This window comes from Rhizobium sp. LjRoot258 (genome assembly GCF_964254185.1).
Classification (GTDB): Bacteria; Pseudomonadota; Alphaproteobacteria; order Rhizobiales; family Rhizobiaceae; genus Rhizobium.
Window position 1 is genome coordinate 650,349 of record NZ_CAXUST020000003.1, and the last position, 26,463, is coordinate 676,811.

Here is a 26,463-nt window from a genome sequence, read left to right on the forward strand (position 1 = left end):
TGTGTGATCGCACGACTTCCGAGCGGCGAGCGATCCGGACTGTTTCAGCCCGACCCAGCGTCGGCATTTGTGGATAATGATCGAGCGGCACCTAAAGACGAGGCGCTGCGGGCGCACCTTGCACGCGCTGTGTACAAACAATGCCGACGGCGATTGCGGCCTCTACCAGAGCCTGCCTTGCTTCCTCTGCTGGTAGGTGTCCCTCAGTGACCGCCGCGCACGTTGCAAGCGCATACTCGAAAGCTGGACCAAAAGTTACTGGCCACCGCTCGGCGAGAAGCGCCGAAGCTTCGTTTGTACTCTTCACATCGACCGGATGCGCCTGACCAGGCAACCAGACTTCGAGCCCATACATCCAATCCCCGCTGACGATCATCATCGTGAACCTCCCGTGAGTCGCGATGGTCATCATACTGCAATTCCTACTCAGCCAATTTAAGGCAACGGGACCACGATATCGCAATTTGCGAGCGGGCTGCAGGGAGTGTGGAGACGACGCGCGACGATCGCATTTGTTACTTGTTGCCTGCTCGCTTCGGAGCCTCGCGGGAGGGCAACCAATCCGGCGATGAGACCCTTGTGCCTCATTGTAACGAGTTCGGGGATCTTTGAAGGGGCTGTCCAAACGGAACTTGATCGCCGGTTCCTGTGACCAACAGGGGACTTAGAATACCTGCAACCATACAAACCAGAATCGCGATCATCACGGTGCGCACGGACGAAGTCTTTCAGCAGAGCGCATCCGCCATAAATGCGGGTTGTGCGCAGTAGCCAGGTTCCGGATCATTGTGGCACTGACGTGCAAATCTGATAGTTGGACACTCGTATAGCAGACCCAAACTTTCGTATGTCCTGTGCTTCACTTTCACTGGAAAGAAAACGTCCGCCACAGCGGGCTCTTTTTCGGCGATGATGGAATCGTCCGTCGGCTCGTCCGGCTGCTTCCCATGCTTCTCCGGATTTTTTGACTATTGCCCTTGGTCCTTCTTTAGGAGCGGATGCACTCATTGCGGTGCCCTTAGCGCCGCGGCTTTCGATCCCTCGGTCTTTGCGACTACAGCCTTAGAGCCACGGGCGGCTTGAGTGAGCTTGGGCGTCGCTAGGTTCTATGGAAACGTTATGCGCGAGGTTGTGAGGGCTAAGAAAGGAGTTGGCGCAGTACGCCTTGTGGACATTTCAAGGAAAGGCATCCATGGCACAGGCACGCATATTGAGCAGCGTGTCCTCACAGCTGATCTTACTTAAAGCCAGACACGGATGCCTGTTTCCTCAGTTTGCTGCGGCGTGTCCGACGCGGTTTCCAGCATTCTGCGTGGCGTTAACAGTATTTGCGGTATCGCGGCCAATTCCCTTGATCGTGTTGGCGCAAGAAGCCATGAAAATCACCAGGAAAAGGGCGGCGGCTATTCTCGTTACAACGCTCATGGCAAACAATCCTTGTTGAGACGGATAAGTAACGTTTCGCGCTTCGAAATTGTTCTCCAAAAAGTTCACGGGCATCGCCCTCAAGCACGGGTCGGTGAAATGTCGGCTGTTGTTGTCCCTGACGGTCGGTGGTGGAACATCCTGATAGAACCGGAGTTGATGGGTAAACTCGGTCGGTCATATTTCAGGAGAATACGATGGGTCTCAAGGCGAACGCTCTGAATGCGACACTTAAGCGAAGCGTGGCTGCGGCTGTTTCCAATGTGATTTTCCACGCGATGGAAAAGCGCATCTGCGATTTCCCGATTGCAATCGACAAAATCGCTGGCGGGGGGAGATCTCATTGAGAGCTATGCCGGAATCTTGCGGGTGCCATTTCCTGACATCCGAGCTTGGAGCTCCAGTGGGGCACGGCGATCTCTATCACTGGCGGCGATAACGATTGAGAGGATACCATGCCCGAGCAAGATGATCTCGCGACCTTCGCAGACCGCCTGTCGGCAATGACAGACGACGAGGTGTTTCTAAGGATGCGAGACCTCGAAAAGCAGAGCGAAGACCTCTCCCGCGCAGGGATGGAGCTAGACGATACTCTCGCATTTATTGCATTGGTGGAATCCGAAATCGAGCGGCGGTTCCCAGGTCAGGCACTCCAGCCATACAAGGAGTGGCAGCGGATAAGATAGAAGATGCCACCACGCCAATTGATCGCGCGATCGGCACTTTGCGCCAGGAGCGGCCGCCTACCGTCGCCAGTCTGCCGCCGCGGCAACTTTCCGGCTATGCTCGTTTGGACAACACCACTGCGGCCATGTAGGGTTCATGGGGTCTGGGACCTTCAGACAGTCGACGCTCAAACCGGATAAATAACTCAGTTACAAATGCGGCTGGCTCGCGGTAGGGTTCAATCAAGCTAGCGATCATCGGCCCGCACCAAGCTTGCGTCATGTCCGCGTGACGCTTGGCGAACGCCAATACATCATCACTCCTTTCGAATTGCTCCCAGCAAGGATCAGTGAGTTTCACGAGATCAAGGTGCTCGAGTACAAGGTCGGCGAAACATTCAGCTCGTATAAATGGCTCCCGAATCTCTTCCAAGGTGCGAAGGCCGATCGGTATTGTGAGGTGGTTCTGTTCTCCCTCCGAAAGCCAGCCATCCGTCCTCATGTCGCACACGGCCGACCACAGCTCGCCGAGGAGCCATTCCCAGCCAGTGACGGTCGCAGTGCGTGCTGTAAACCCGCCACGAGTTTCGCGCCTGGCCGCATTGGCCGCGTTCCACGTAAGGGTTCTGCCTGCGCTTTGCGCGCTACCTCCTCTCTCTTAGCGAGAAAAATTGTTCCCGAAAGCACCGCATAATCAATACCTTCTCGAGGGCGGTGGACTGTCAGCTATCCTTTCCCGCAACAAAACTGAATATGAAGAAACGCTCTGCAACATGGCAAGCAGCATAGTGGCCTCGTGAGCCGGGCCGATGCGTTTTGCGAAAGCCCTCTCTTTCATGCAAACAAAGATGAGGCATCTCTATCATGCAGTTCAAACTATTTGCTGTCGCCGCCCTGGCCGCCTCCTTCGGTGTGCCCGCGATCGCCGCCGATTTGACCTTCGAGCAGCCCACGCCCCCGCAGCATCCCTATTCGGCCTATGACTGGTCCGGCTTCTATCTCGGCGCGCAGGGCGGATATACCTGGATCAAGGCAACCGTTCTCGGCACAGAACAGAATCTCGACAGCGCGACGTTCGGTGCGCATGCCGGCTACAATTTCCAGTCTGGAAACATCGTGTACGGTATCGAAAACGACTTCAACTACAATTTCGAAGATAAGAGCCAAGCTGACATCGGATGGGATGCGTCCGGTCGCGCCCGCGTCGGTTATGCCCTGGATCGGACACTGCTGTTTGCTACCGCCGGCGTCGCGGCTGCCGGTGGCAAGGTGGACGTCCCAGGTCTCGGAAAGAAGGACGAGATCCTGATCGGCTGGACGGCCGGCGGCGGCGTCGAGCATGCCCTCACCGAAAGCATTCTCGTTCGCGGCGAGTATCGCTATTCTGATTTCGGCAAGAAGGACTTCGGCTCATCGATCGGAGACTTCGAAGCGACCCAGAACAAAGTCCTCATCGGCGCTAGCTACAAGTTCTAAAAACGTGTGCGTTGCACCGACATAGCATCGGCCAGAATACGAGCGTCGCCAGGTCGATTGATATGATTGTGCTCGCACAAAGAATTATCAAAGATTGTCAGGAGTTGAGGCATCGACGGCGTCAGCTCCTGACAGGCTCACGCGGCAGCGAAGGATTGGTCAGCCTTTTTCGAGGCGACGGGACAAATTTATCCATGATGCCTCAAGGTTTGCAAAACTGCCTGGAACGCTGCCGAAAGTTGTCGACGGGGATGACACTCGCTTGCCCGGACACACTCGGGCCTCACTGAGGCAGACAAAGCCGTCGCACACCTTGCCGCGAGAATCGTCATCCAGCCGGGTGGAGATCGATAGGACCAGCGCTCCCACGGCATAGTTCTCAGCTGAGAACTATGGGGCAGTCAAGGAAGCGGTAGTATCCGAGGGGTGGGAGGACCCTTAGACCCTGTGGTCGTCCTCTCGGTACTGCACCGGGAACGATCCAGCCATAAGGTCGCCGCCTCCACACAACATGAGTGCAGGCGCTGAAAGTTTCCTGATGAAGGGGTTCTGATCTGGAAATCTATTCTGCGTGTGTTCGCGAAGGTTCGCCACCGCGCGGTTAAATTGCAGTTGAGCCTGTCCAATTCGCCTTGACCCGACTCGCAGACTCAGCGCAATTAACGCTCATTGTTCATTTTGAAACAGAAGAGCGTTTATGATGCCGACCAGCGCGAAATCGCTCGCCGAGCGCGATCAAGAGGTTCGATCGCTGACGCGCCTCGTCGAGGCCGACGCGGATCTATTAAGCGCGCAGTTGCAGGCACTAAGGGCGCGCGCATTTCCCCCCACATCGCAAAAGCAACTGCGCAAGTTCATGGCGGGGGAGGCGGCAAAGCTCATCGGCATCAGCGATGCCTATCTACGTCACCTTTCCCTCGAGGGCGCCATCCCCGAGGCAGAAAAGAACGGCGCTGGGCGCAGACTCTATTCTCTCGAGCAGATCCATACCATCCGCCAGCATCTGGCTTCCACCAAGAAAGGTTATTCGCCTATCAGAGCTGATGGGGAAGACCTTCAGGTGATTGCAGTGACCAACTTCAAGGGCGGCTCGGGCAAGACGACGACTGCCGCTCACCTTGCGCAGTATTTCGCCCTTCGCGGATATCGCACCCTCGCGGTTGACCTCGATCCCCAAGCGTCCCTGTCGGCGCTCTTCGGGCTGCAGCCGGAATTTGATCTTGAACCAAACGAAACGCTCTACGGCGCCATCCGTTATGACGAGCAGCAGGTTCCTCTCGCCAACATCATCCGCAAAACCTACTTTGCCGGCCTCGACATGGTTCCGGGAAATTTGGAGCTACAGGAGTTCGAACACGATACGCCGCGTGTTCTCGCGGAGCGCGGAAGGGCGCAGGACAGGATGTTTTTCGCCCGCGTAGGCGGAGCGTTGCAATCGGTCGAGAAGAACTACGACATCGTCATCCTCGACTGCCCACCGTCGCTTGGCTATCTCACTTTATCGGCTCTCTGCGCCGCGCGAAGCGTGCTTGTAACGATCCACCCGCAGATGCTGGACGTCGCGTCCATGTCGCAGTTCCTCCATATGACGGCAGGCCTCCTCGATGTCGTGGAGAGGGCAGGGGGCGATGCGGACTATGATTTCTTCCGCTACGTCGTCACTCGATATGAGCCGAGCGACGGTCCTCAGAGCCAGATCGTGGGACTCCTGCGCAGCCTCTTTGAAGAGCGTGTGCTGACGAATCCTCTTCTGAAGTCCGCAGCGATTTCAGATGCCGGACTGACAAAACAGACCCTTTACGAAGTAGGACGGGAGAACTTCCATCGATCGACCTATGACCGCGCAATGGAAGCGATCGATAACGTCAACTCCGAGATCGAGGCGCTTGTGAAGAAAGCGTGGGGGAGAGCGTCATGAGTAAGCGGCGCGATGCAATGCGCGACATGCTAGCGCCAATTACAGGCGGCGCGTCAGAAGCGATGCGACATGCTAAGCCCGCCGTGCAGTCCGGGGCGCTGCTATCTATGAATCGCGCCTTCGAAAGCCTCACGCAAGACGCCGAGGCCGCCGAGGCCCTGCGGGCGCAGATTGCCGCAGGAGCTGCGATTGTCGAGCTTGATCCAGCCGACATTGAAGCTTCGTTCGTCAAGGATCGTTTGGATGGTTTTGCATCTCAAGATTTCCTGGAGCTGCAAGAAAGCCTGAGCCAGCACGGGCAGATCCTGCCGGTTCTGGTCCGGCCTCATCCCGCCAGCCGAGGCAAGTATCAGATTGCCTTCGGGCACCGTCGCGTCGAAGCCCTACGCAGACTGGGCTTGAAGGTTAAGGCGGTTGTTCGGGAGCTTGACGATGATGGTCTTATCGTTGCGCAGGGTAAGGAAAATCTCGAACGGAAAGATCTCTCTTTCATTGAGCGGGCCCTGTTTGGCCTTCGCTTAGAGGAGAGGGGAGTGAAGCGGGAAACAATCCTTGCGGCGCTCTCCGTACACAAAGGCAACCTGTCGACGATGATTTCGATTGTCCGCAGCATCCCGGAGGCGCTCATCATCGCGATTGGCCCTGCGCCAAAGATCGGCCGGCCGCGCTGGGAACAACTGGCAACCAACCTTGCTGCGCGCAAGGACGTCGATTGGATAGGCCTCGTCAATACGCCATCCTACGAAAAGCTTTCTAGCGACGAGCGATTTGAAAAGGTCATGCGGGAAACAGCGCCAAGGCGTGTCCGTCCCGAAACTCTTAGCCATGTCGTTGCGAAGACGGGCATCAAATTCGCCGAAGTCGAGCGCAGCGCCCGAAAGACCAGGCTTGTCATCGACGAGCAGAGAGCACCGGAATTCGCAGCCTATCTCGTGGACCGTTTGCCCGAGCTATTGGAGACCTTTCAGGCGCAACGCCGCCAGGACGATAAGTGAAACACGCTAAGGAGCAGTAATCGCAAAAGAAAAAGGCCCCCAAACGACCAAAGTCGTGGAAGCCTCTCTCTGATTTCTAGACAAGATCGAGAATCGCATTTCCACGAATCGTAGTCAAGAGTCTTTGGCACCGTTTCGGTGAGCAAATTTCTTTTGCCTGATCGAAGGTGAAGGAAATGGAGAGTGGAACTGTGACGACGCCCTTTGGGCGGCGGTCGATGACGCTTGGGATGCTGTCAAGCCAGGTCGCGTCTCGTGAGATCGAGCCAGACAAGACGGTCGATAAATGGAAGCTATATCGAGCTCTATGCGAGGCCAGGCCTTTGCTTGGGGTAACAGACCGGGCGTTGGCGGTGCTGAATGCCCTGTTGAGCTTTTATCCGAAAAACGCGCTTGCGGAAGAGCATGGGCTCGTTGTGTTTCCCTCGAACGCGCAGCTCTCGCTCCGCGCTCATGGAATGGCCGAGCAGACGATTAGACGGCACCTGGCCGTGCTCATCGAGGCCGGCCTGCTGATCCGCAAGGACAGCCCGAACGGCAAGCGCTACGCTCACAAAGGTAGATCCGGCGAGATCGATGAGGCCTTCGGCTTCTCGCTTGCGCCGTTGCTTGCCCGATCCGAGGAGATCGAGCGCCTGGCCGCTGAGGTTATTGCTGAGCGCATGCACCTGCAGCGCCTTCGCGAACGCTTGACGCTGTGCCGACGGGATATCACCAAGCTGATCGAAGCGGCCCTCGAGGAAGGCGCGGCTGGCGATTGGATGACGGTCAGCGCGCATTTGCGCGGACTTCTGGAGCGACTGCCGAGAGTTCCGACCGCCGTGCAACTTGCCGCGACCCTCGACGAGATGGAGCTGTTGCGCGAAGAGGTGGTCAATCAGTTGGAAATGCAGCTAAATACGCAAAATCAAAGCGGCAATCCCGATCAAAATGAGCGGCACATACAGAATTCAAACCCCGAATCTATTTCTGAACTTGAACCAGCTTTCGACGAAAAGCAGGGCGAGAGGGCGGTGGGTAACAATAACCCGAACACCGAGCCGTCAGATGAGCGAAGGCTAAAAGCACTAACGCCTTCCGGTGGGGTCACCGGTGAGGTGGCCGATCTGCCTGCCGGGCACCGCCTGAAATCCTTCCCGCTCCGCCTTGTCCTCCAAGCCTGCCCGCAAATCCTCCACTATGGCCCTGGTGGAACGATCGCCAATTGGCGAGACCTGATGTCGGCGGCCGTCGTCGTGCGATCCATGCTCGGCGTAAGCCCCTCGGCCTACGAGGAAGCCTGCGCAGGGATGGGTCCGGAAAACGCCGCGACCGTGATCGCCTGCATCTTCGAAAGGGGAGGGCATATTCACTCGGCAGGCGGATATCTGCGGGATCTGACGCGAAGGGCCGAAAAGGGTGAGTTTGCGATAGGGCCGATGCTGATGGCGCTTGTTCGAGCAAATGCCGGAGTACAGCAGAACGTTGGCTGACAGGTGGAACATCCCGGTTCGGGCCGAAGATGCCGGCTCGGATGAGGCTCGATTTTGGTGTATCGCTGTCGGCCACGGCCGGGGACGGCGCCGGGGTCGAATTGGCCCTCAAGCTGAGAACTGTCGTTTGTGCTGCCAGCCTGTCGTCATCACTGACGGGGCCAACCGGATTTCCGTCGACATCGTGGCGCTGGGCATCGGGCTGCGTGCAGGCAAAACCAGGCACGCTTCGAATAGCTGTAGGCCCAAATGGCGCGGCGAACGGCAGTCACCGGAAGATCAGGCTTCATCAGCGCGCGGATCTTGGCCAAGACGCCGTGCGCGAACGGTTTGATTGGATCCCTCACGTCGGGGCAATAATCCGATCGGTCGCACGAGTAGCGCGTTTATCGACCGGGCCTTGCCGATCTCGGTTGGCCCGGGGCAATCGCTCTCCGGCTGTGAATCCACAGTTTCTGTATCTTCCAGTCTCTTGGCTCGTTTCTCGAAACCAGAAAAGCATGCAGATTGTCATGACAATGCGAGTAGGGCGGAGGGCAGGGAGAAGGCGAGAATCTCGCCCCCAAAGCGTAGGCTTGGGAACATCGTCCGTATAGATCGTAACTCTCCTCCAACATGAAAGCCGTTCAAAACCTTCTCAAGGCAAGCCCCTTCTATTGGAGGCCGTAGCGTTGCTTTCCCGCCAACAACGCGATGGGTACATAGCGGATCGTTGATAACCTTCCGGCAGGCTAGTGGTTTGACTTAAGCGCGCGGCTGAAAGCGGCAACGACCATATTGATCAGTTGCATATGGATTTCGCTCCGTGCGCGGCCTCCGCCATCCATACAAATCGGATCACCAACATTTTCAGATTCAGCGATCTCGGACGCACCGGGCTTACACTCGGCGAACATGCTGTAGTGGCTCGCATCTACGATTGTGGAATACGTGGCGTTTGGAATCGCTTTTTCAATTTTGGAAGCTTCTGCGGTCAGAGGGATTTTCCCCGGTTGACCCAGATTCACAAGCTCAACTGGAACTGAAATCTGGGAAAATGGCTTAAAATCAAAGACATCGACCGGGGAGGGATCAATTGCCATGACAAATCGGATGCGCCTATCTTCGTTGTCACGGCTGGCGGATCGCAAATCCATAGCGTGAAGATCAACGCCGCTTTGCCTGACCCATTCACAAAGAGAAGGATTGAGCGCGTCTGTGTCGCAATAGCCCGCCAAGCGTTTTGGGTCTATGCGGGCGCCGGCGATCGCGAGCGCAGTACTGCCGCCCATGGAAAGCCCGAGAGTACCTACCTCGTCATACTCGAGCTGCTCTTTGAAAAAAGTGTCTTTCTCCATCGCATTCAAGGTCTCGCTGATATCCCCAGGCCTCAACCAGAGCTTCATCGTTTCCGCTGCGGATCGGTTTGCACCGGTATTTCCGGGATGGGTAGGGGCCGCGACAACGAATCCCTGTTTCGCCAATGGCACCGCAATCCAGCTTAACGCTTGCGCGCTTCCCGCCAGACCGGCGCCGTGGGAGAGCAATACGAGGGGAAATTTTCCGTCTGATATTGAGGCATCGCGCATGGAGGGAGTTCCTGCAAAGAACACGCTCTCGCCAAGCGTGACCGACTTGCCCCCTGAGCGCGCCGGGTACCAAACGGTCACGTCGAGATTGATACCGCGCTCTTTGGAGGGAGCCGGAATCTGACGCACGCCGACATTCTCGCTGACGCCGGACGCCTGTTGCACTATCAACGTCGAAAGAGCGATGCTCCAAAGCATGGTCCAGACTTTATTCAAACGCTTCATTTTTTCCCTCTAAAGTGCGGCGACGACGGTCAGCTCGTCTTTGCAAGCGAATGCATTCCAGTGCCGATCTGGGGAATAACAGCGTGAAACTCGACCTCGATCGTGATTTAGGTCGTTCTTGATCGCGATCTTGGCCATCATCGGTTCCAATCGCCAACCTTGATGAAATCGTCTGTTCTTGCACTCATCGAGCGTTTTGAGCGTTTCACGCTGCGATCATTGAATCGACTGCGCTGCCGCATGATAGCGGGGCGGCTATCGACAAACTTCGATACAAACTGGCGTGGGGATGAAACATTCCAGGTACATCCAAGGCGCAAATTTCGTCGCAAGGGAGAAAGTTCTCGATCTTGTTCCTGATCCTCCGCCGAGGACCGGACGACATCTGATCCAGTTCGCGAGTGCCATCTGACCGAAGGTCGACGGCATCGCCAAACAAGGAAGCGTATCATGAAAACCCGTCTGCTCATCCTTTGCGCCCTCGCTGCGGGAGCCGTGTCTCTCAACTTCGCCAATGCGCAGGAAATTCAGCGCACAGATCTCCTCAAGGAAGACATCAGCGTGCCTGACAAGGAAGTCGTCCAGGTACGCGTTGACGTCAATCCGGGAGCGTCGGCAATCAACCACAAGCATCCTGGCGAAGAAGTTGCCTACGTACTGCAGGGCAAGCTTCAGTATAAGCTTGAAGGACGCGACGCCGTCACGCTGAGGGCAGGCGATTCTCTGTTCATTCCGTCGGGTGTTGCACACTCCGCGAAAAACGTCGGTGATGGCAGAGCCTCCGAGTTGGCCACCTACATCGTGCCCAAGGGACAAACCCTCGTCGTTCCGGTCAAGTAGGCGCAGACGACGTCAATACGGGATGCGTGCCATGACACATAAATCACTTTCGAAGATAGAAGTCTCGCGCCGGATGTTGCTCTTCACCGGCGCTGCGGTGGGCCTGTCTTCGGTTATCCTTCCATCGGCAACGGTAGCGGCCGCCCGCAAAAATCCGCTGCCGACGCATGTCGACGGGGTGAGACCCTTCAAAGCCGAGATTCCGGAGAAGGCACTGATCGACCTGCGCAGGAGGCTCGCCGAAACACGATGGCCCGATAGCGAAACCGTGACCGACCGCTCACAGGGCGTGCAGCTGGCAAAGCTCAAAGAGCTGGTCGACTACTGGCGGTCGTCTTATGACTGGCGCAACGCGGAGAGAAAGCTGAACTCGTATCCGCAGTTCATCACCAATGTCGATGGATTGGACATCCACTTCATCCATGTCCGGTCGCGGCATGAGAACGCGCTGCCGCTCATCATGACCCACGGCTGGCCGGGATCGGTGTTCGAACTGCTCAACGTGATCAGCCCTCTTACTGATCCGACGGCGCACGGCGGCAGTGCGGACGACGCATTCCATGTCGTTCTTCCATCGATACCTGGCTTTGGCTTTTCCGAGAAGCCGACAACGACGGGCTGGAACCCACAGCGCATTGCCAACGCCTGGGATACCCTCATGAAGCGGCTTGAATACGATCACTACGTTTCCCAGGGCGGCGACTGGGGAGCCATCATCAATGATGCGCTCGCCCGTCAGGCCCCGCAGGGGCTCCTGGGCATCCATGTCAACCGTGTCGAGCGCGCGACGACCTTTCCTCCCGCTGCCGCAGCGGCACTCAAGGCAGGAGGTTCACCGCCCGAGACGCTGTCCGCCGACGAGAGAGTTGTGTTCAACGAAGCCAAGGACTTCCTAACCAATGGTTTCGGATACGCGGCGATCATGGGCACGAGGCCGGAAACGATTGGCTATGGGATTGCAGACTCCCCCGTTGGTTTGGCTGCCTGGCTGTATGACAAGATCGCCGATTGGGTTTATACGCGCGGCGAGCCCGAGAAGGAATTGTCGAAGGACGCAATCCTCGACAACATAACCCTCTACTGGCTAACCAACACGGGACCATCGAGCGGTCGGCTTTACTGGGAGAACATTGTCGCCGGGGCGAAACTGACGCCGAGCAAGGTGCCAGTGGCCGTAACGGTGTTTCCGGGTGAGGTCTACAGGCCGCCAAAGAAATGGCTTTCAAGAGCGTACCCGCAACTCATTTACTACAACCAAGCACCTAAAGGCGGACATTTCGCTGCCTGGGAGGAGCCCGAGGTGTTCACCCAGGAAATCAGAGCCGGGTTCAGCGGCCTTCGCTGATGAGGCGCTTTGTGTCGTATTGGGCTGGGCACATATTCTCCTGACCGGCGAATGTCTGTGGCCCACGGAGGTAAACGCTTAGGGTGTCATTCCGCCCCTCAGCCTGAACCGACCCCAGAAGCGGCGCGAGATCGACGAGTTCGTCATTTCGGGCCGCAAGTCTTACGCCGAAATGGCAACCCCATATGACGTGAGCGAGCCAACGGTCTCAAGAATCGTTGCCGAATTTCGCCAGCGGGAGGCGCATGAAGCCATTGGTGGAGCCCGTGTGGAAACGTGCTTCTGTGCGGGGCGTCATTTCAGAAGATCGGGCGCGCGCGACGGTTCAGACGTCTCACTCCACGTTGCTTGATCGCAAAATTGGTAGGTCCCCCAGGCAATTTTCAGTATTTGCCTCTACGGCCCCCAAAAAATCGGACGTTATGAAAAATCGGACGTTATAGAAGACCGACTTTTCCAACAATATCGACCATAAGTGCGAGTTTGCCCGGATCAAACGAACGTCCGCTTCGGGTGGAGCCTTGTGGAAACGCGCCGTTTTCACACAGGCTCGGTGGAAAGCAGACTGGCGGCTTTTGGTCCAAAACGCAGAAAATCGGCCATCGGTCAGATTGCGGATTCGGGGCGGGAGCCCAAAGAGGAAGAAATGGACGGCGCTACCCCTCTAGCGCCTCAATCATCTCCACCCGCGTCGCATGCCGCCCGCCCTCGAAACGAGCAGTCAGGAACGCATCCACGATATCGAGCGCCAGACCTTCGCCCACCACGCGCACGCCAATCGAAAGCATGTTGGCATCGTTGTGCTGGCGGATCATGCGGGCTGAGAATGTGTCGCCGCAGACACCGCAACGGATGCCCTTTACCTTGTTCGCCGCCATCATGATGCCCTGGCCGGTGCCGCATAGGATGATGCCAAACTGGCAATCGCCGGAGGCGACGAGCCGCGCCGCCGCTTCGCCGTGCTTAGGATATTGTGTGCTCTCCGGCGTTTTCGGTCCGATATCGACCACTACCCAGCCTTGCGCCGCGATATGGCCGGCAATGGCCTGTCGGAGATGAATGGCGGCGTGGTCGCTGGAGAGGGCGATGCGGTTGCTGGCTGTCATGGAGAAGTCGTCCCGTTTCCCAAGGCAATTTGGCGTCTTGAAGATGCACCCTAGACCCTATGTTCGCGGGGTGAAGGTGGCCCGCCCCCGCGGTAAGCTGAATTCGGGGGTTGCTCCGGATTGGCCGGAGCCGAGCCCCAAGCTTAGCGAGGGCGAACCATGAAAGAGCTACCATACCAGTCTGCGAGATGCACGAGCGGGGCGCCGCGTTCATTGCAAAAGCCAACCGCGTTTATTTTAAATTCCGATCATTCTGGAGATGTCGTTGGCGAAGGCGGTCTGCCTTCGACGGAGCGGATGTCTTCCAGAACGACGTGTCTGGGGAATACCTTGTTGGCGTCTGGGGCGCACGCAACGCCTCACGTCTTCGCAGTGAGTTTCGGGCTCATATGCAAATTGCTGTTCACAAGGAAGTGCCGGACGCTCGGCTTAAGCATTCGCCTTCGGCGCGCAGCCTGCTCTGAAGCGAGATGAACTCGCCGACATCGAACACGATCTCGCCGCTACGCAGGATAGCGGGGAGGGTGAGCGGGCGGCCGGGCGATGCAGTGCGTTCAGCGATCGTCCTTCATGGCGGCACGCAGCGCATCGTTGATGCGTTCCTGCCAGCCCGGACCATCCGCCTGAAAATAGGCGAGCACGTCGCTGTCGAGCTTCAGGGAGACCGGCTCCTTGACATTTGGCAGCGCTCGCCGCTCGACGGCAGGCGCCGCAGCCACCTTGTTTGCCGGCTTGAACAAGGCCTCCGCGGCGTCGAGCGGATTGACGGGGCGGCGTGGTGCTCGTGTCATGCTTCTCTCCGGCTTATGGAGCACGTGCCACATAAGCTATGTTCTACTCATCAGCTTGCCCGCTGCGGCAATATGATCCTTTAGGCAGCAACTTCGCCAATCAGTGAGCCAGCGGGAATATTCCATTCTTTACTAAGTTTTCAAATCTGGTCCAAATTGATTTCCCGCTTGCCATTCAGAAGATCAGCCGCTCGCTTGAAGCCAATTACTGCCACTAGGTCGGCGCGGCTGTAATACTTCGCAACCATCACCGACTTGACCACCTCAACCGGACTCGCAGTCGGGATTGGGTAGTGCTTGGCTTCCTCGACCTCTGACGCTTTCCCAACAAGGTATCGCACGACATGAAGATCATCGTGGGCGGCGTCCGCGGCTTGGGGAGGTTCGTCTCGAACATCGAGAGCGGCCGTTGGCAAGAGATCGCCGAAAGCAGCGGATGTGCTCAGTTTGGAAAGGCCGGGGGGCAATGGGGCGGTCACCGCGCGACACCTGCCATGCTCTTGCGCTTCACCAGCTTGCTCGAAATGACGATCGGACCCTGAGTTGCGTCGCAGACCGCGCCGTCATACCCGATGAGCATCAGCGCGGCCCGTTCTCCCATTTCCTCCATGGGCTGCTGAATCGCAGAGAGAGTAGGGGAGCAGTAGGCGCAGACCGGCGATCCGTCGAAGGACACGATCGAGACGTCGTCGGGAATGCGGTAGCCCTTCTCCTGCGCGGAGCTCATGAAGGATATCGCCATGTCGTCGCTCGTCGCGATAACGGCGGTCGGCTTGTCCCTCTGCCTCGCGAAAAAATCCGCGGCCTCCACGCCAATCTGGAAACTATGCCGATAGTCGAGCCCGCCCGAGCGCAGAATGGCCTCTTCCGGAAGGCCGGCTGCCAGCACGGCCTCCAGCGCGCCGGCATAGCGCTCGACGTCGTGATAGTTGCCATATGGGCCCGCAAGGTAGAGAAAGCGTCTGTGTCCGAGCGCGATCAAGTCTGCTGTCGCCTCACGAACAGCCTCCCGGTCGTTGGTGACGACGCTCGGAATGCCGACGTTGCTCAGGTCCTGCAGGAGCGCAACGACGGGAATCGGCGCGTCGGCCAGGGATCGCCCTCCGTCCTCCGGCAAGGTAGACGAAAGCACGATCGCACCGCACACGGTTCCACCGAAGGCGAGGTCAAGGATATGCCGCTCCGACTTCTCGTCTCTGTCGAGGTTCGCGATCATCAGATTGTAGCCGTTCTGCATCAAGGCTCTGTTGATGTTTTCGAGAACCTGCGGGATCACCTGCGACGTGCCGTAGTAGAGCGACCCCGGAAGCACGATCATCACCACGTTTGATTTCCCCACCCGCAGGCCGCGGGCCATCGCGTTGGGCGTGTAGCCGAGCTGCTTGGCCGCCGCGTCGATCTTCGCCCTCGTCTTCTCGTTGACCCGTCCCGGATTGGCGAGGGCCCGGCTCACGGTGGAGATCGCCACGCCAGCGAGACGTGCCACGTCGGCCATAAGGGGACCCGAATTGTCGTCGCCTGACATCTGTCTGTTTTCACTCACGTTTTATCGATTCTTCATATTTTCCCCACCGATTAGCGTAAGGCAATCGCGGAATTTTAGCAAACGATTGCCAAAAACCGCTTGCCATAAAAAGCGGCACGGCTATTATATGGTCATGGCAAACGATTGCCATTCCGTAATGCATTGAAATCAAGCGGCTTTCAATAGTGTAAAGGTCTCCTTTGCAAACGAGAAGCCGTGTCTGAATGGAAGGCTTCCATGGCAAGTGAGGACAGACTTCGTTTCGGCGTCGATCTCGTGACGTTTTTTCATCCCGGATTCTGGGGCGTCGCGGATCATGACGCGATCAAGGCCTATGCGCAGGCGGAGCCGCGCAGGTTCTGGGACAAGATACTGGACGGGGTCGCAGCCTCCGGCGTGACGGGCGTCGAGCTGACGTTCTCTCCATTCAACTGGCAGGACGCGATCAAGATATATGGGTCGGTCGAATTCTTCGCCGCTGAACTTTCCTCGCGCGGGCTGACGCTGGCGAGCGGCTTCTTCGCCGAACTCGAGGCCGCGGGCGACTTCACAGAGGCCGGCGCGCAGTCCGCTATCATCGACAAGGCAAAACGATATGCGGATTTCCTCAAGGCTTGCGGAAGCGACATCATGGTCATCGGGGCGCCGCTTCGCCAGACGCTGGGCGCCATTCCGGTCCGATTCTTCGATTTCGAACAGGCCCGCAAGATCGCGGACTTCCTGAACAGGCTCGGCGCCGTTCTCCATGGCAGGGGAGTGCGGCTCGCTCTCCACACCGAGGCTCATTCGATTTTTGCCGGCGGCCGCGACGTCGACCTCATGATGCTGTTGACAGATCCCGCCTACGTCCACATGTGCCCGGACACCGCGCACATTATTCTCGCGGGCTCCGATCCTCTTCAAGTGGTCGACCGTCACCATGAGCGGGTGATCATCGCCCATTGGAAGGACGGGCTTGGACCGATGCCATCCGATACTCCGATCGACGCGCACATCCACGACCGTCATCGGCCCTATTTCTGTGGCTTCGGCCTCGGACGTGTCGACTGGCCGGGCTGGGCGCGGCTTCTGCGCGACCGCGGATACCAGGGTTGGGCCATCCTCGAGCTCGACGCCGCGCCCGACCCAGTTGGCGACATAGCGAACGGTCTCCGGCTCGTGAAGCAGGCGCTTCTCCCGATCTACCGATAAGACTCTCCCTAACCGAAGACCCCGCCAAAGAGGGTCGCTTTCCAAGAGGTGGAACAATGAGAACTGGAATGAAAGCATTGCTTGCCGGGGCCGCCCTGATCGCTGGTGTCGTCCCTGCTTTGGCAGAGGACAAGCCGAAGGCGGAAGTCATCACGTCCTGGACGTCGGGTGGCGAGGCCGCGGCCCTTGGCGTCATCAAGGCGGAGTTCGAAAAGCATGGCGGCGTCTGGAAGGATTCGTCCATCGCCGGCTTCGGCGCCGCGGACGCCGCCTTTCAGAACCGTTTGGTCGCGGGCGATCCGCCGGCTGCCAAGCAGGGCGTGATGGGCGTCGCCAACGCCGACTTCGTGAAGCAGGGCCTGCTGAGCCCTGTCGAGCAGACCGCGGAGGCAGGGAAATGGGCCGACGTGCTGCCGAAGTCCATCCTTGATCTGATATCCTACGATGGGAAGGTCTATCTCGCCCCCACGGGCGCTCACGGCGAAAGCTGGGTCTTCTACTCCAAGGACGTCTTCGCGAAGGCGGGCGTCACCAAAGAGCCGAACAACTGGGACGAGTTGTTCGCCGCGCTCGACAAGCTCAAGGCTGCCGGGGTGACGCCCGTGGCATGGGGCGGCCAGTCCTGGCAGGAGGCCAAGGTCTTCAACATGATCCTGCTCTCGCAGGTCGGCGTGGATGGCTTCCAAAAGATCTACGTCGACAAGGACCAGAGCGACGCCTCGGTCGCCGGCCTGACTAAAACTCTGGAAATCTATGGCAAGCTTCGAGGCTACGTCGACGAGGGTGCGGCTGGACGCAACTGGAACGACGCCACCGCCATGCTGATTTCCGGCAAAGCCGGCGTCCAGTTCATGGGCGACTGGGCAAAGGGAGAATTCCTCGCGGCCGGCAAGGAGCCGGGCAAGGATTACGGCTGCATGCTTGTCCCCGGTTCGGACGGGATGGTCTACGTCGCGGACGCCTTCTCGTTTCCCAAGACTGCGGACAAGGACTCCGAGGCCGGCCAGAAGCTTCTGGCGGAAGTGGCAATGGATCCTGCCGTCCAGGTTGCGTTTTCTCTCAAGAAGGGTTCGATTCCCATGCGGTCGGACGTCGACAAGTCGAAGCTCGACATCTGCGCGCAAAAGGGTATCGAGCTGATGACCGCGGGCAAGATCGCCCCCGACCAGGCGCTGGTTCTTACGCCCCAGCAGGCGGGCGCGCTCAATGACTTCGTCAACGAGTATTGGAGCGACGCTTCCGCGGACGCTGCGGAGTCTGCGAAGTCCTTCTACGAGATCTTCGACTAAGTTCCGCTGCGCGATGGGTGGGTGTTTCGCCCATCGCGCCTTGAACGCGCCACCGGCACTGCCGGAAAAGGCGCCGATCGTCCGAGGAGTTCGCCATGGCGCAGATGCGTAAGCGTTCAAGGACGGCAAGCTATGCACTGCTTCCCACATGGTTTGCCGCGATATTCGTCTACATAGGGACTATGGTCTGGTCAATCCGGCTTTCGTTCACCGACTCGACCGTTTTTCCCTCGTCGAACTACGTCGGGCTGGCCCAGTACGCGCGCCTCTTCCGAAACTCCCGCTGGCTGGCCTCGCTCGAGAACGTCGTGATCTTCGGCGTCTTGTACGTGATCGGCTGTCTCGTTCTGGGGTTCCTGCTTGCCGCCTCGCTCGATCGGAAGGTTCGATTTGAGAGCATGTTCAGGACGATCTTCCTCTACCCCTATGCCATGTCGTTCGTGGTCACGGGTCTCATCTGGCAATGGATGCTCAACCCGACGCTCGGCATACAGGCCTTCGTCCGCTCGCTCGGATGGACAAGCTTCGTCTTCGACTGGATCGTAAGCCGCGACATGGCGATCTACACAATCGTCCTCGCGGGCCTGTGGCAAGGCGCGGGCCTCGTGATGGTCATCACGCTCGCCGGCATGCGAGGTATCAGCGAGGAGCAGTGGAAGGCCGCTCAGATCGACGGGATCCCCGTCTGGCGCGTCTACGTGTCCATCATTCTACCGCAACTGGGTCCGGCCCTTGCCGCCGCCTCGATGCTGCTCGGCATGGGCGTTATCAAGACGTACGACCTCGTGGTGGCCCTGACCGGGGGCGGTCCGGGTTCGGCCACCGAAGTCCCGGCGAAGTTCATCATGGACAACCTCTTCGAGCGTCAGAACCTCGGGCTGGCTTCCGCCGGGGCTACGGTTCTGGTGCTGTCCGTTCTGATGGCCGTGGTTCCCTTCCGCTATGCCGTGCACATGCAATCCAGAAGAAAGGGCGCGCAACGATGAGCAGTGCCCATCCCCGCGGCGCAAAGCCGTTCCGTCTGACTGTCGGTCGCATCGGCCTTTACGCATTCCTCGGCTGCGCGGCGCTGTTCTTCCTTCTGCCGCTCTATACGATGCTGGTGACGTCGCTGAAGAGCATGGAGGAGATCCGCCTAGGGCAGATTTTCGCCATGCCGGTGCAATTCTTCTGGGACGCCTGGAAGACTGCTTGGTCAGGTGCCTGCATGGGAACGCAGTGCGGCGGCGTGCGTGTCGGCTTCTGGAACTCCGTCCAGATCACGGTCCCCGCGGTCGCGATCTCTGTGCTGGTGGGGGCCGTCAACGGCTACGCCCTGTCATTCTGGCGCCCGCACGGCTCGTCGGCCCTGTTCGGCCTGCTCATGGCGGGAGGACTGATACCCTACCAGATCTTTCTCTATCCGCTGGTGAGGCTGCTCGCTACCGTGGAACTCTACAACACCGTGGCCGGCGTCGTGCTCGTCCACGTGATCTTCGGGCTGCCGTTGGTGACCTTGCTGTTCCGCAACTACTTCGTGGCCATTCCGGACGAGCTTTGCAAGGCGGCCCGCGTCGACGGCGCCGGCTTCTGGCGCATCTTCTTCGAGATCATGCTGCCGATGGCCGTTCCGATGGTCGTGGTCGCTTCGATCTTCCAGTTCACCGGCATCTGGAACGACTTCCTGATCGGCCTTGTCTTCGCAGGCCGGGACAACCTGCCGATGACCGTCCAGCTCAACAACATCGTCAACACCACGACGGGCGAGCGGGCCTACAACGTCAACATGGCCGCGACCATTCTGACGGCGCTCGTTCCCCTCGCCATCTACTTCTTTTCAGGCCGCTGGTTCGTGCGCGGGGTCGCAGCCGGCGCAGTCAAGGGATAACCGCATGCAATCCGCTGTTTCCATCAAGGACCTCAAGATTTCCTACGGCGACCATGCCGTGATCGAGAAGATGTCGCTCGACATCAGGCCTCGCGAATTTCTTGTCCTGCTCGGCCCATCGGGCTGCGGCAAGTCGACTTTGCTCAACTCCATCGCCGGGCTGCAGGACATCACGGATGGCGAAGTCTGGATATCGGGCAAGAACGTCACCTGGGAGGAACCAAGCGATCGGGGCATCGGGATGGTGTTCCAGTCATATGCACTCTACCCGCGTATGACGGTCCGGAAGAACTTGTCCTTTGGTCTCCGCGTTGCCGGGCTGCCGAAAGCGGAAATCGAGACAAGGGTCGCAAGGACCGCCTCGCTCCTGCATCTCGACGCCCTGCTTGACCGCTATCCGGCAGCGCTGTCGGGCGGCCAGCGCCAACGCGTCGCCATCGGACGGGCGCTCGTCCGCCAGGTCGACGTCTTCCTCTTCGACGAGCCGCTGTCCAACCTCGACGCCAAGCTTCGCAACGAGTTGCGCGTCGAGATCAAGAAGCTTCATCAGGACCTCGGCAACACTATGATCTACGTGACGCACGATCAGGTCGAAGCCCTGACGCTCGCCGACCGCATCGCCATCATGAAGGATGGCGTCATCCAGCAGCTCGCGACGCCGTCGGAAATCTACCATCGGCCGGTCAACCTGTTCGTCGCAGGTTTCATCGGCGCTCCCGCGATGAACTTCGTCGAGGGCAAGATCGTCCTTTCGAGCGGCAATTCTGTCTTCGAGAGCCGCGGCGTTCGTTTCGACCTTTCTGCATACCGTTTCACGGACGGGCCGGTGCCTGGTCCAGCGACGCTCGGAGTCCGACCGGAACATGTCGCTCCCAATGGCGGGCAGGCAGGTCTTCAGACCGTCCCCGCCAAGGTCTCCGTCGTCGAGCCGATGGGCGCCGAGAGCGTCGTCTGGTTCGACTGGGAGGGCTCGAGCTTCTCCTATCGAGTCATGGACGAGGTCAGCCTTCAGCCCGGTGCCGAGATCGCTCCCGGTATCGACATTGCCAAGGCCTCGCTCTTCGGAGCGGACGGCCGTCGCCTGTAACACCGCATACGCAAATACGGATCAAGATCATGTCAAAGACTACGTACGACGCGCTGGTCATCGGCTCGGGCGCGGCGGGCTCCTTCGCCGCCATGGAGCTGACCGCCCAAGGGCTTTCAGTACTTCTTCTGGAGGCGGGACCCGCCGTTACAGAAAAGGACTTCGATCCCGCTCGCAAGAAGGCGCCTTCAAGCAGCATCAACATATGGGAGCGCGCCCGAGCCACTGTGAAGGGACAGCCGATACAGGCACGCGCGGCATTCTTTACTGAACGCTTCAGCCATTTCTTCGTTAACGACTGGAAAAATCCCTACACGACGCCGAAGGATTCGCCGTTCCTCTGGATCAGAGGGCGACAGGGCGGGGGACGTCTTCATAGCTTCGGACGCGTTCTCCTTCGTTGGACGGACGAAGACTTCAAGATTCGTACGCTGACAGGCAAGGGCGAGGACTGGCCCGTGTCGTACGATGAGCTGCGGCCATTTTATGAGGAGGCCGAATCCCTGCTCGGGCTCTACGGCAATCCGGACGGGGTGGAGACGCTGCCGGACGGCGTATACGCCAAGCGGGCGGGGCTGACGCCAGCGGAGGAGGCCTTTAAGGCGAAAGTCGAAGGCAAGTGGCCCGGCCGCCATGTCGTCTCCTGGCGATACATCGCGCCCGATCCTACGCGCACGTTGGCACCACTGCGCAAGGCTCAAGCCACCGGTCTTCTGACCACGCGCTACAATGCCGTCGTCCGGCGTATCACGACGAACGAGGGAACCGGGCTTGCGACCGGCGCTGAAATCATCGACCGCGTGACAGGGGGCGTCGAGAGTGTCAGGTCGGGAATCGTGGCACTGTGCGCGTCGCCGATCGAAAGCGTCAGGCTGCTTCTGAACTCGAAGTCGACCAGACATCCAGACGGCCTCGCCAACAGCTCCGGAATGCTGGGTCGCTACTTCATGGACCAGCTTCCTTGCCTCGCCTTTGGCTCGTTTTCCGGAGCGAAGGGTTGGGCAAAGGACACCTCGGCGCCGCCTGATGACTTCTACAATCCGTCCGGCGGCATCTTCATCCCTCGCTTCGACAGGGCGGAACTAAGCCGCGGCGATTTCGACTTCCAGGGCAGCGTCGGCCGCGCGCCGACGGACGCCAACGGCGACGCCCGTCTTTCTTTCTTCGGCTTCGGGCGTATGCTTCCCTATGCGGACAACCGCATCACTCTCGATCCGCGGCGAAAGGACGCCTGGAGCATTCCTGTGCCGCACATACGATGCGCCATGAGGGACGAGGAACTGGCTCTCCTCAAGAAGCAGGAGGAGATCCTGATCGAGATCATTAAAGGTGTGGGCGGCGAGCTAGAATTCATCGGTTCGCCGACCGGCCTAAAGGAGATCGGGCGAGGGGCGTTTCCGGATGCGGATCCGTTCAGCCGCTTCATGTTTCGCAGATGGTTCCGAAAGACCATGTGCATGGGCGCCGCGATCCATGAAACCGGCGGTGCGCGGATGGGGGCGTCCGGCAAGGATTCGGTGCTCAATGGCTACAATCAGTGCTGGGATGTTCCCAATCTTATCGTCACCGACGCGTCGGCATTTCCTGGTAGCGGCGTCGCTGGAACGACTCTTACGGTGATGGCCCTGACGATCCGGGCCTGCCGGCACGTCGTGCAGGGCTATCGATCGAAAGACTGATTTCGGAAAGGGCAACCAATGGACGCGGCGTTCTCGATGCAGCCCCCGATGAAGAACTAGATGGATCGCCCGGCGCAAGGTGCCGAGAACCGTCGGTGAGCCGCCGCCCGACCAGGATGCGGGCGGCGGCTCGCCTACTACGTATTCCTACCTTCGACTAATGCCTGTTGTTCCTGCAGATATGCGTCGGCGTCGGCCTCGCTGATGAAGAACTGGTCTTGAACCGAAACGCCATCGAGATTGTAGGTCACAATGTTCCAGCCGTCGTCGGTCTGCTTTTTGACGACAGACGGCTTCTGATCTTGCGTAGACGGCATCTCTACCTCCGAGGTGGTGAAGGAGATGAAGATTTAGGACTCGCCTGATCGAAGGCAAATGTCCGCAATGCCTCTAGGCCGACACCAGCGTCCAACCATCCCAAGCACCGCTGAGCCAAGCAGCATCGTTATCACCGATGTCTTGAAACGGAATATGGCGACCGCCGCCACGAGCGTGAGAACGAGCGACGGCCACACGAGAGAACCGCTCGGAATGCCGTCGCGCCGGCCTGGATTTTCCGTGCTGGATCGTTCTCGACGAGTATAATCGGGTTGAACTCGACAAAGCGTTCGACTTTGAGTCGACCGCGCCGCTTGGCAGTTTCAGTCCTGCCTTCCTGAAGAAAATCGCACTGACCGTCAAAGATGCCGCCGCAGCCCGAAAGCTTACTGGTATCACGCGTTCCTGATGCCTATGCCTGCCAGAAGGGCGATGGGAAATGACACGCGCGGGTGTCGCACCTCGAGCTGGCGTGCCTGGATCCGCCTTCCGTCCATTCAATCTGCGCATGGCACGCCCATTGCGGTCTCGATGGGGCATGTCTGACCGGAGACCGCCTCGCGCTGCTCGGCTCGATCGTCCTCCCGCAACGGCCGGCTCGTTTTCTTCCCCTGCCGGCTGCGCCGTCATTCCTCGCGATAGCCAAGAAAGCCTCCGCCCATGGCCGTCCTCCACTTCGTTGCGGCCCTGCGGGTGCGGGCCGATCATCCCCGGTCCGATCGACAGCCATCGAAGCCGCGATGGGCGCGGCTCGAGCAACAGAAAAGGAATGCGACAATGGCAACCATCGGCTCTTTCACCGCCTCGAACGACGGCTTCACCGGCACCATCAAGACCCTCACCCTCAACGTCAAGGCATCCATCAAACCCTGCGACCGCGACAACGATCGCGCCCCGGACTTCCGGGTCACAGCAACGGGTGTCGAGTTTGGAGCCGGCTGGAGCCGGACCGCCCGGGAAACCGGCGCCGAATACCTCTCGCTCAAGCTCGACGATCCGTCCTTCACGGCTCCAGTCTACGCCTCCCTCGTCCAGGGCGACAAAGGCGAGCACAAGCTCATCTGGTCCCGCTGACTAGCACCACGGCGCTCCGCTTACTGCGGGGCGCCCTCATTCGATCACATAGCCCAGCGCGCGATAACCCACTCGTCGCTTTGCGGCCATCCGGGCCAGCACCTGAACGGTGCTGTCGACATAATCGACGACCAAGACGTCCCGCTTACCATCATGCTGACGATGCAGACGTCCGACATACTGCGCCAAAGTGCCTTTCCAGGCGATCGGCATGGTCAGGAACAACGTGTCGAGCCGGGCGTCATCGAAGCCTTCCCCGATATAGCGGCCTATCGCAAGTATCAGGCGCTCATCATCGTCTGCGACATTCAACGCCGTGTTGGCTTGCCTGCGATCCTTCGCCGACATGCCACCGCGCAGCACCACCAGATTTTTCACGAACGGCTCGAACTTCTGCTGGAGATAATCGAGGTGATCCTTCCGCTCCGTAAGCAGGATGGGCGAACGTTTGGCCTCAAGGGATTTCAGCACGTCATCGAAGATCAGGTCATTTCGGCCTTGGTCCTGCGCAAGGGCCGCATAGATCGCTGGCATTGACGGGCGCTCGGCCGAGGCGAGTGACGCTGGCAACTCAAACTTCGTCGAACGGTCGCGGGCACGGTGGCGAATACCACGCTCGGCAGCTTGAACTCTTGCATCAACCCGATGGCGAACGGGGCCGCATTGCATGAAGATGATCGGATGATGACCGTCCTTTCGGGCAACGGTGGCAGATAGCCCGACGACATATCGCGCCTTGGATCTGCGAGCGACAAGTTCAAAACTTGCAGCGGACAGATGGTGGCATTCGTCGACAATCAGATGACCGTAATTGCCGACGATGTCATCGACCTCGCCATTGCGAACCAGGCTTTGGATCAGCGCCACATCAATGATCCCTGTCGGCTTCCTTTTCCCGCCACCGATGATGCCGATCTGCTTCGGGTCGATGCTCAGGAAAGAACTCAGACGCTCTACCCATTGGGTGAGAAGCTCCCTGCGGTGCACAAGAACCAGCGTGTTGCGGCTTCGATGTGCTGTGAGTGCGGCGGCGACAACTGTCTTGCCGAAGGCGGTCGTGGCGGCGAGCACGCCGTTATCGTTCGCGACAAGAGCATCAAAGGCCCGCGATTGTGGCCGTCGCAGTTCCCCTTGGAACGAGACGCCGGCGGGTAGAGCCTCTCCATCTTCGCGGAGATCCTCCAAAATGGCGGTCGCGCCATGGCTCTTGATGAGTTCAACTGTTTCATCGAGACAGCCTCGTGGCAGCGCGACATGGCGTGGGTGAAGCTCGGCACAGGAGATGATCCGAGGCTTGCCGAATGTCGGCAATCGCATTGCTTGCGCACGATAGAATTCCGGGTTCTGGAATGCTGCCAGGCGCACGAACTGCGCAATCAGTGCGGACGGAAGCTCGGTCCTATCGATGTAAACCTGGTCGGCGATCACGACCTTGATGCTTTGCGGGATCGCAGCCTCAATTCGCCGCGGCTCGCTACGACGTGACGGCAACATCTTCCACGGCTCATCGGCATGTTCGTCATCGACTGGCATCCGGACGCCCAAGACCCGCCCGGACAATTCGGCTTCGTCGGCGATCCTGAAGACTTCGTCCGCAGACAACCTGGGTAAAGACGACAGGTATGCCCACTGATCATCGTAGGGTTGCAGGTCACCATCGACAAAAACGCTGTTGCCATTTTCACGGGCTTTCCTTTGCAGGGGAAGCGCGATCAGATTGCCGAAGCCGCCAAGTGGCATGGTATCCTGGTTGGGAAAGAAACGGTCATAAGACGTGAAGCCGATCTCGGGGCGGTTCTCCATCGTCTCTGTGATCAGTGCGGCCCCCAGTTGTCGGGCGACCTTCGCGGGAACGGGTTCGGAGAAGAATATCCAGACATGGCCGCCGCTTCCCGACCTCGACCGTTCGAGGGCTGCGGCAATTCCTTTTGCACGACAGGTGGCGAGCAACGCTCTGGTATCGTCCGCCCAGCTTTCCTTGTCGAAGTCAGCAGCAAGGAACCAGCATGTTTCGTCTTGCAGCAATGGATATACGCCGGCAACAAAGTCGCTTGAGCGAGCATCGCCGCCACGGAGGTGCTTTTCGATGATATCTTCGGAATATGGGATGAACGCTTGATGCGGGCAGTCCCCGCATTTCACCTTCGGCTTGCCGCAGATTCCTTTCGCCCACTCGTTAGAACAGGCTGGTGAATAGCCGGAGCGTCCGTCCTTCTTGTTGTTCCAGCGAACCGGGAAGACGTCGGGGCGCCCGGCAAACAGCTGCCGGAATAACTCCACCTTCTCCATCGACGGTGAGCTGTTGGTAACAGGGGCGTCGGCGAAGGCTGGCTTCTCTGCGTCGGCCTGGCTATCGGAAATCAGCTGTTGCTCAAACGCTTCCAGTTCACGCTCAAGCGCCTTCCGCTCATCATTCAGATCAGCCAGCCGCCGTCGAATGCGAGCAATGTTTTCCCATGCCTCATTCTTTTCCGCCAACTTTGCAGCTTTCGCCAAAATGATCGTGGGGATCAGCATAGGCCAAAGGCGTCCGTATTTTAAGACGCACTATCCATCTCAGCCTCCGGGATTATGCGGAGCAGAATCCGCCGAAATCACCGGCAAATC

The 26,463-nt window shown here is 58.9% G+C and carries 23 protein-coding genes; 14 read left to right on the forward strand and 9 right to left on the reverse strand.

Features of this window, described 5'->3' with window-relative positions; genetic code table 11:
• Positions 1-91 precede the first annotated feature (91 nt).
• Together ACSQ9D_RS31610 and ACSQ9D_RS31615 are read right to left on the reverse strand one after the other, a co-directional pair.
• The gene (locus ACSQ9D_RS31610) at positions 92-412 is read right to left on the reverse strand and encodes a DUF982 domain-containing protein (protein ID WP_052230773.1); all 321 of its coding nucleotides are present in this window, start codon (positions 410-412) and stop codon (positions 92-94) included.
• 857 nt (positions 413-1,269) lie between these two features.
• Entirely contained in the window at positions 1,270-1,425 is a 156-nt protein-coding gene (locus ACSQ9D_RS31615; protein ID WP_436285969.1) for an entericidin, read from the reverse strand.
• 455 nt (positions 1,426-1,880) lie between these two features.
• Here ACSQ9D_RS31615 and ACSQ9D_RS31620 point away from each other — a divergent pair, with 455 nt between their 5' ends.
• From ACSQ9D_RS31620 to repC, 5 genes are all read left to right on the forward strand, one after another.
• Positions 1,881-2,111, forward strand: a complete 231-nt coding sequence (locus ACSQ9D_RS31620) for a hypothetical protein (protein WP_436285714.1) — start codon at positions 1,881-1,883, stop codon at positions 2,109-2,111.
• An 843-nt stretch (positions 2,112-2,954) separates the two neighbouring features.
• Positions 2,955-3,566: an outer membrane protein gene (locus tag ACSQ9D_RS31625; RefSeq protein ID WP_436285715.1), complete on the forward strand. Its 612-nt coding sequence runs from the start codon at positions 2,955-2,957 to the stop codon at positions 3,564-3,566.
• A gap of 700 nt (positions 3,567-4,266) precedes the next feature.
• A complete protein-coding gene (gene repA, locus ACSQ9D_RS31630) occupies positions 4,267-5,484 on the forward strand; it encodes a plasmid partitioning protein RepA (protein ID WP_436285970.1) in 1,218 nt (405 codons plus the stop codon).
• Positions 5,481-6,479, forward strand: coding sequence for a plasmid partitioning protein RepB (gene repB, locus ACSQ9D_RS31635; RefSeq protein ID WP_436285716.1), 999 nt, complete (start codon positions 5,481-5,483; stop codon positions 6,477-6,479). Before repA ends, repB begins: the two co-directional genes overlap by 4 nt.
• A gap of 176 nt (positions 6,480-6,655) precedes the next feature.
• Positions 6,656-7,951 (forward strand): plasmid replication protein RepC, encoded by a 1,296-nt coding sequence (repC, locus tag ACSQ9D_RS31640; protein WP_436285717.1) that lies wholly within the window; start codon positions 6,656-6,658, stop codon positions 7,949-7,951.
• Positions 7,952-8,682: 731 nt separating this feature from the next.
• Here repC and ACSQ9D_RS31645 read toward each other — a convergent pair.
• Positions 8,683-9,744, reverse strand: a complete 1,062-nt coding sequence (locus tag ACSQ9D_RS31645; protein ID WP_436285718.1) for an alpha/beta hydrolase family protein — start codon at positions 9,742-9,744, stop codon at positions 8,683-8,685.
• A 450-nt stretch (positions 9,745-10,194) separates the two neighbouring features.
• Between ACSQ9D_RS31645 and ACSQ9D_RS31650 the strand changes: the two genes are divergently transcribed.
• Both ACSQ9D_RS31650 and ACSQ9D_RS31655 read left to right on the forward strand, forming a co-directional pair.
• The gene (locus ACSQ9D_RS31650) at positions 10,195-10,584 is read left to right on the forward strand and encodes a cupin domain-containing protein (protein ID WP_436285719.1); all 390 of its coding nucleotides are present in this window, start codon (positions 10,195-10,197) and stop codon (positions 10,582-10,584) included.
• Positions 10,585-10,615: 31 nt separating this feature from the next.
• Complete coding sequence (locus tag ACSQ9D_RS31655; RefSeq protein ID WP_436285720.1) at positions 10,616-11,929, forward strand: epoxide hydrolase family protein; 1,314 nt, start codon at positions 10,616-10,618, stop codon at positions 11,927-11,929.
• Between the two features lie 656 nt (positions 11,930-12,585).
• Here the strand turns inward: ACSQ9D_RS31655 and rpiB are convergent.
• From rpiB to ACSQ9D_RS31675, 4 genes are all read right to left on the reverse strand, one after another.
• Positions 12,586-13,035, reverse strand: coding sequence for a ribose 5-phosphate isomerase B (gene rpiB, locus ACSQ9D_RS31660; protein ID WP_436285721.1), 450 nt, complete (start codon positions 13,033-13,035; stop codon positions 12,586-12,588).
• A 554-nt stretch (positions 13,036-13,589) separates the two neighbouring features.
• Complete coding sequence (locus tag ACSQ9D_RS31665) at positions 13,590-13,826, reverse strand: BrnA antitoxin family protein (protein WP_436285722.1); 237 nt, start codon at positions 13,824-13,826, stop codon at positions 13,590-13,592.
• A gap of 140 nt (positions 13,827-13,966) precedes the next feature.
• Positions 13,967-14,305, reverse strand: a complete 339-nt coding sequence (locus ACSQ9D_RS31670) for a hypothetical protein (RefSeq protein ID WP_436285723.1) — start codon at positions 14,303-14,305, stop codon at positions 13,967-13,969.
• A complete protein-coding gene (locus tag ACSQ9D_RS31675) occupies positions 14,302-15,351 on the reverse strand; it encodes a LacI family DNA-binding transcriptional regulator (protein ID WP_436285971.1) in 1,050 nt (349 codons plus the stop codon). Before ACSQ9D_RS31675 ends, ACSQ9D_RS31670 begins: the two co-directional genes overlap by 4 nt.
• Before the next feature lie 237 nt (positions 15,352-15,588).
• On the opposite strand from ACSQ9D_RS31675, the gene ACSQ9D_RS31680 reads away from it, so the two are divergent.
• The 6 genes from ACSQ9D_RS31680 to ACSQ9D_RS31705 all read left to right on the forward strand — a co-directional run bounded on the left by ACSQ9D_RS31680 (position 15,589) and on the right by ACSQ9D_RS31705 (position 22,464).
• Positions 15,589-16,542, forward strand: coding sequence for a sugar phosphate isomerase/epimerase family protein (locus ACSQ9D_RS31680; RefSeq protein WP_436285724.1), 954 nt, complete (start codon positions 15,589-15,591; stop codon positions 16,540-16,542).
• A 56-nt stretch (positions 16,543-16,598) separates the two neighbouring features.
• The gene (locus tag ACSQ9D_RS31685; protein ID WP_436285725.1) at positions 16,599-17,831 is read left to right on the forward strand and encodes an ABC transporter substrate-binding protein; all 1,233 of its coding nucleotides are present in this window, start codon (positions 16,599-16,601) and stop codon (positions 17,829-17,831) included.
• Positions 17,832-17,926: 95 nt separating this feature from the next.
• Positions 17,927-18,817: a carbohydrate ABC transporter permease gene (locus tag ACSQ9D_RS31690; protein WP_436285726.1), complete on the forward strand. Its 891-nt coding sequence runs from the start codon at positions 17,927-17,929 to the stop codon at positions 18,815-18,817.
• Positions 18,814-19,698 (forward strand): carbohydrate ABC transporter permease, encoded by an 885-nt coding sequence (locus ACSQ9D_RS31695; protein ID WP_436285727.1) that lies wholly within the window; start codon positions 18,814-18,816, stop codon positions 19,696-19,698. The genes ACSQ9D_RS31690 and ACSQ9D_RS31695 overlap by 4 nt, the downstream gene beginning before the upstream one ends.
• A 4-nt stretch (positions 19,699-19,702) precedes the next feature.
• Positions 19,703-20,785: an ABC transporter ATP-binding protein gene (locus ACSQ9D_RS31700; RefSeq protein WP_436285728.1), complete on the forward strand. Its 1,083-nt coding sequence runs from the start codon at positions 19,703-19,705 to the stop codon at positions 20,783-20,785.
• A gap of 29 nt (positions 20,786-20,814) precedes the next feature.
• Entirely contained in the window at positions 20,815-22,464 is a 1,650-nt protein-coding gene (locus tag ACSQ9D_RS31705; RefSeq protein ID WP_436285729.1) for a GMC oxidoreductase, read from the forward strand.
• A 137-nt stretch (positions 22,465-22,601) separates the two neighbouring features.
• Here ACSQ9D_RS31705 and ACSQ9D_RS31710 read toward each other — a convergent pair whose 3' ends face one another.
• Positions 22,602-22,781 (reverse strand): hypothetical protein, encoded by a 180-nt coding sequence (locus ACSQ9D_RS31710; RefSeq protein WP_436285730.1) that lies wholly within the window; start codon positions 22,779-22,781, stop codon positions 22,602-22,604.
• A gap of 778 nt (positions 22,782-23,559) precedes the next feature.
• Between ACSQ9D_RS31710 and ACSQ9D_RS31715 the strand changes: the two genes are divergently transcribed.
• Positions 23,560-23,856, forward strand: coding sequence for a DUF736 domain-containing protein (locus ACSQ9D_RS31715; protein WP_436285731.1), 297 nt, complete (start codon positions 23,560-23,562; stop codon positions 23,854-23,856).
• Between the two features lie 36 nt (positions 23,857-23,892).
• Here the strand turns inward: ACSQ9D_RS31715 and ACSQ9D_RS31720 are convergent, their stop codons facing one another.
• Positions 23,893-26,373 (reverse strand): TOTE conflict system archaeo-eukaryotic primase domain-containing protein, encoded by a 2,481-nt coding sequence (locus tag ACSQ9D_RS31720; protein ID WP_436285732.1) that lies wholly within the window; start codon positions 26,371-26,373, stop codon positions 23,893-23,895.
• Positions 26,374-26,463: the final 90 nt, after the last annotated feature.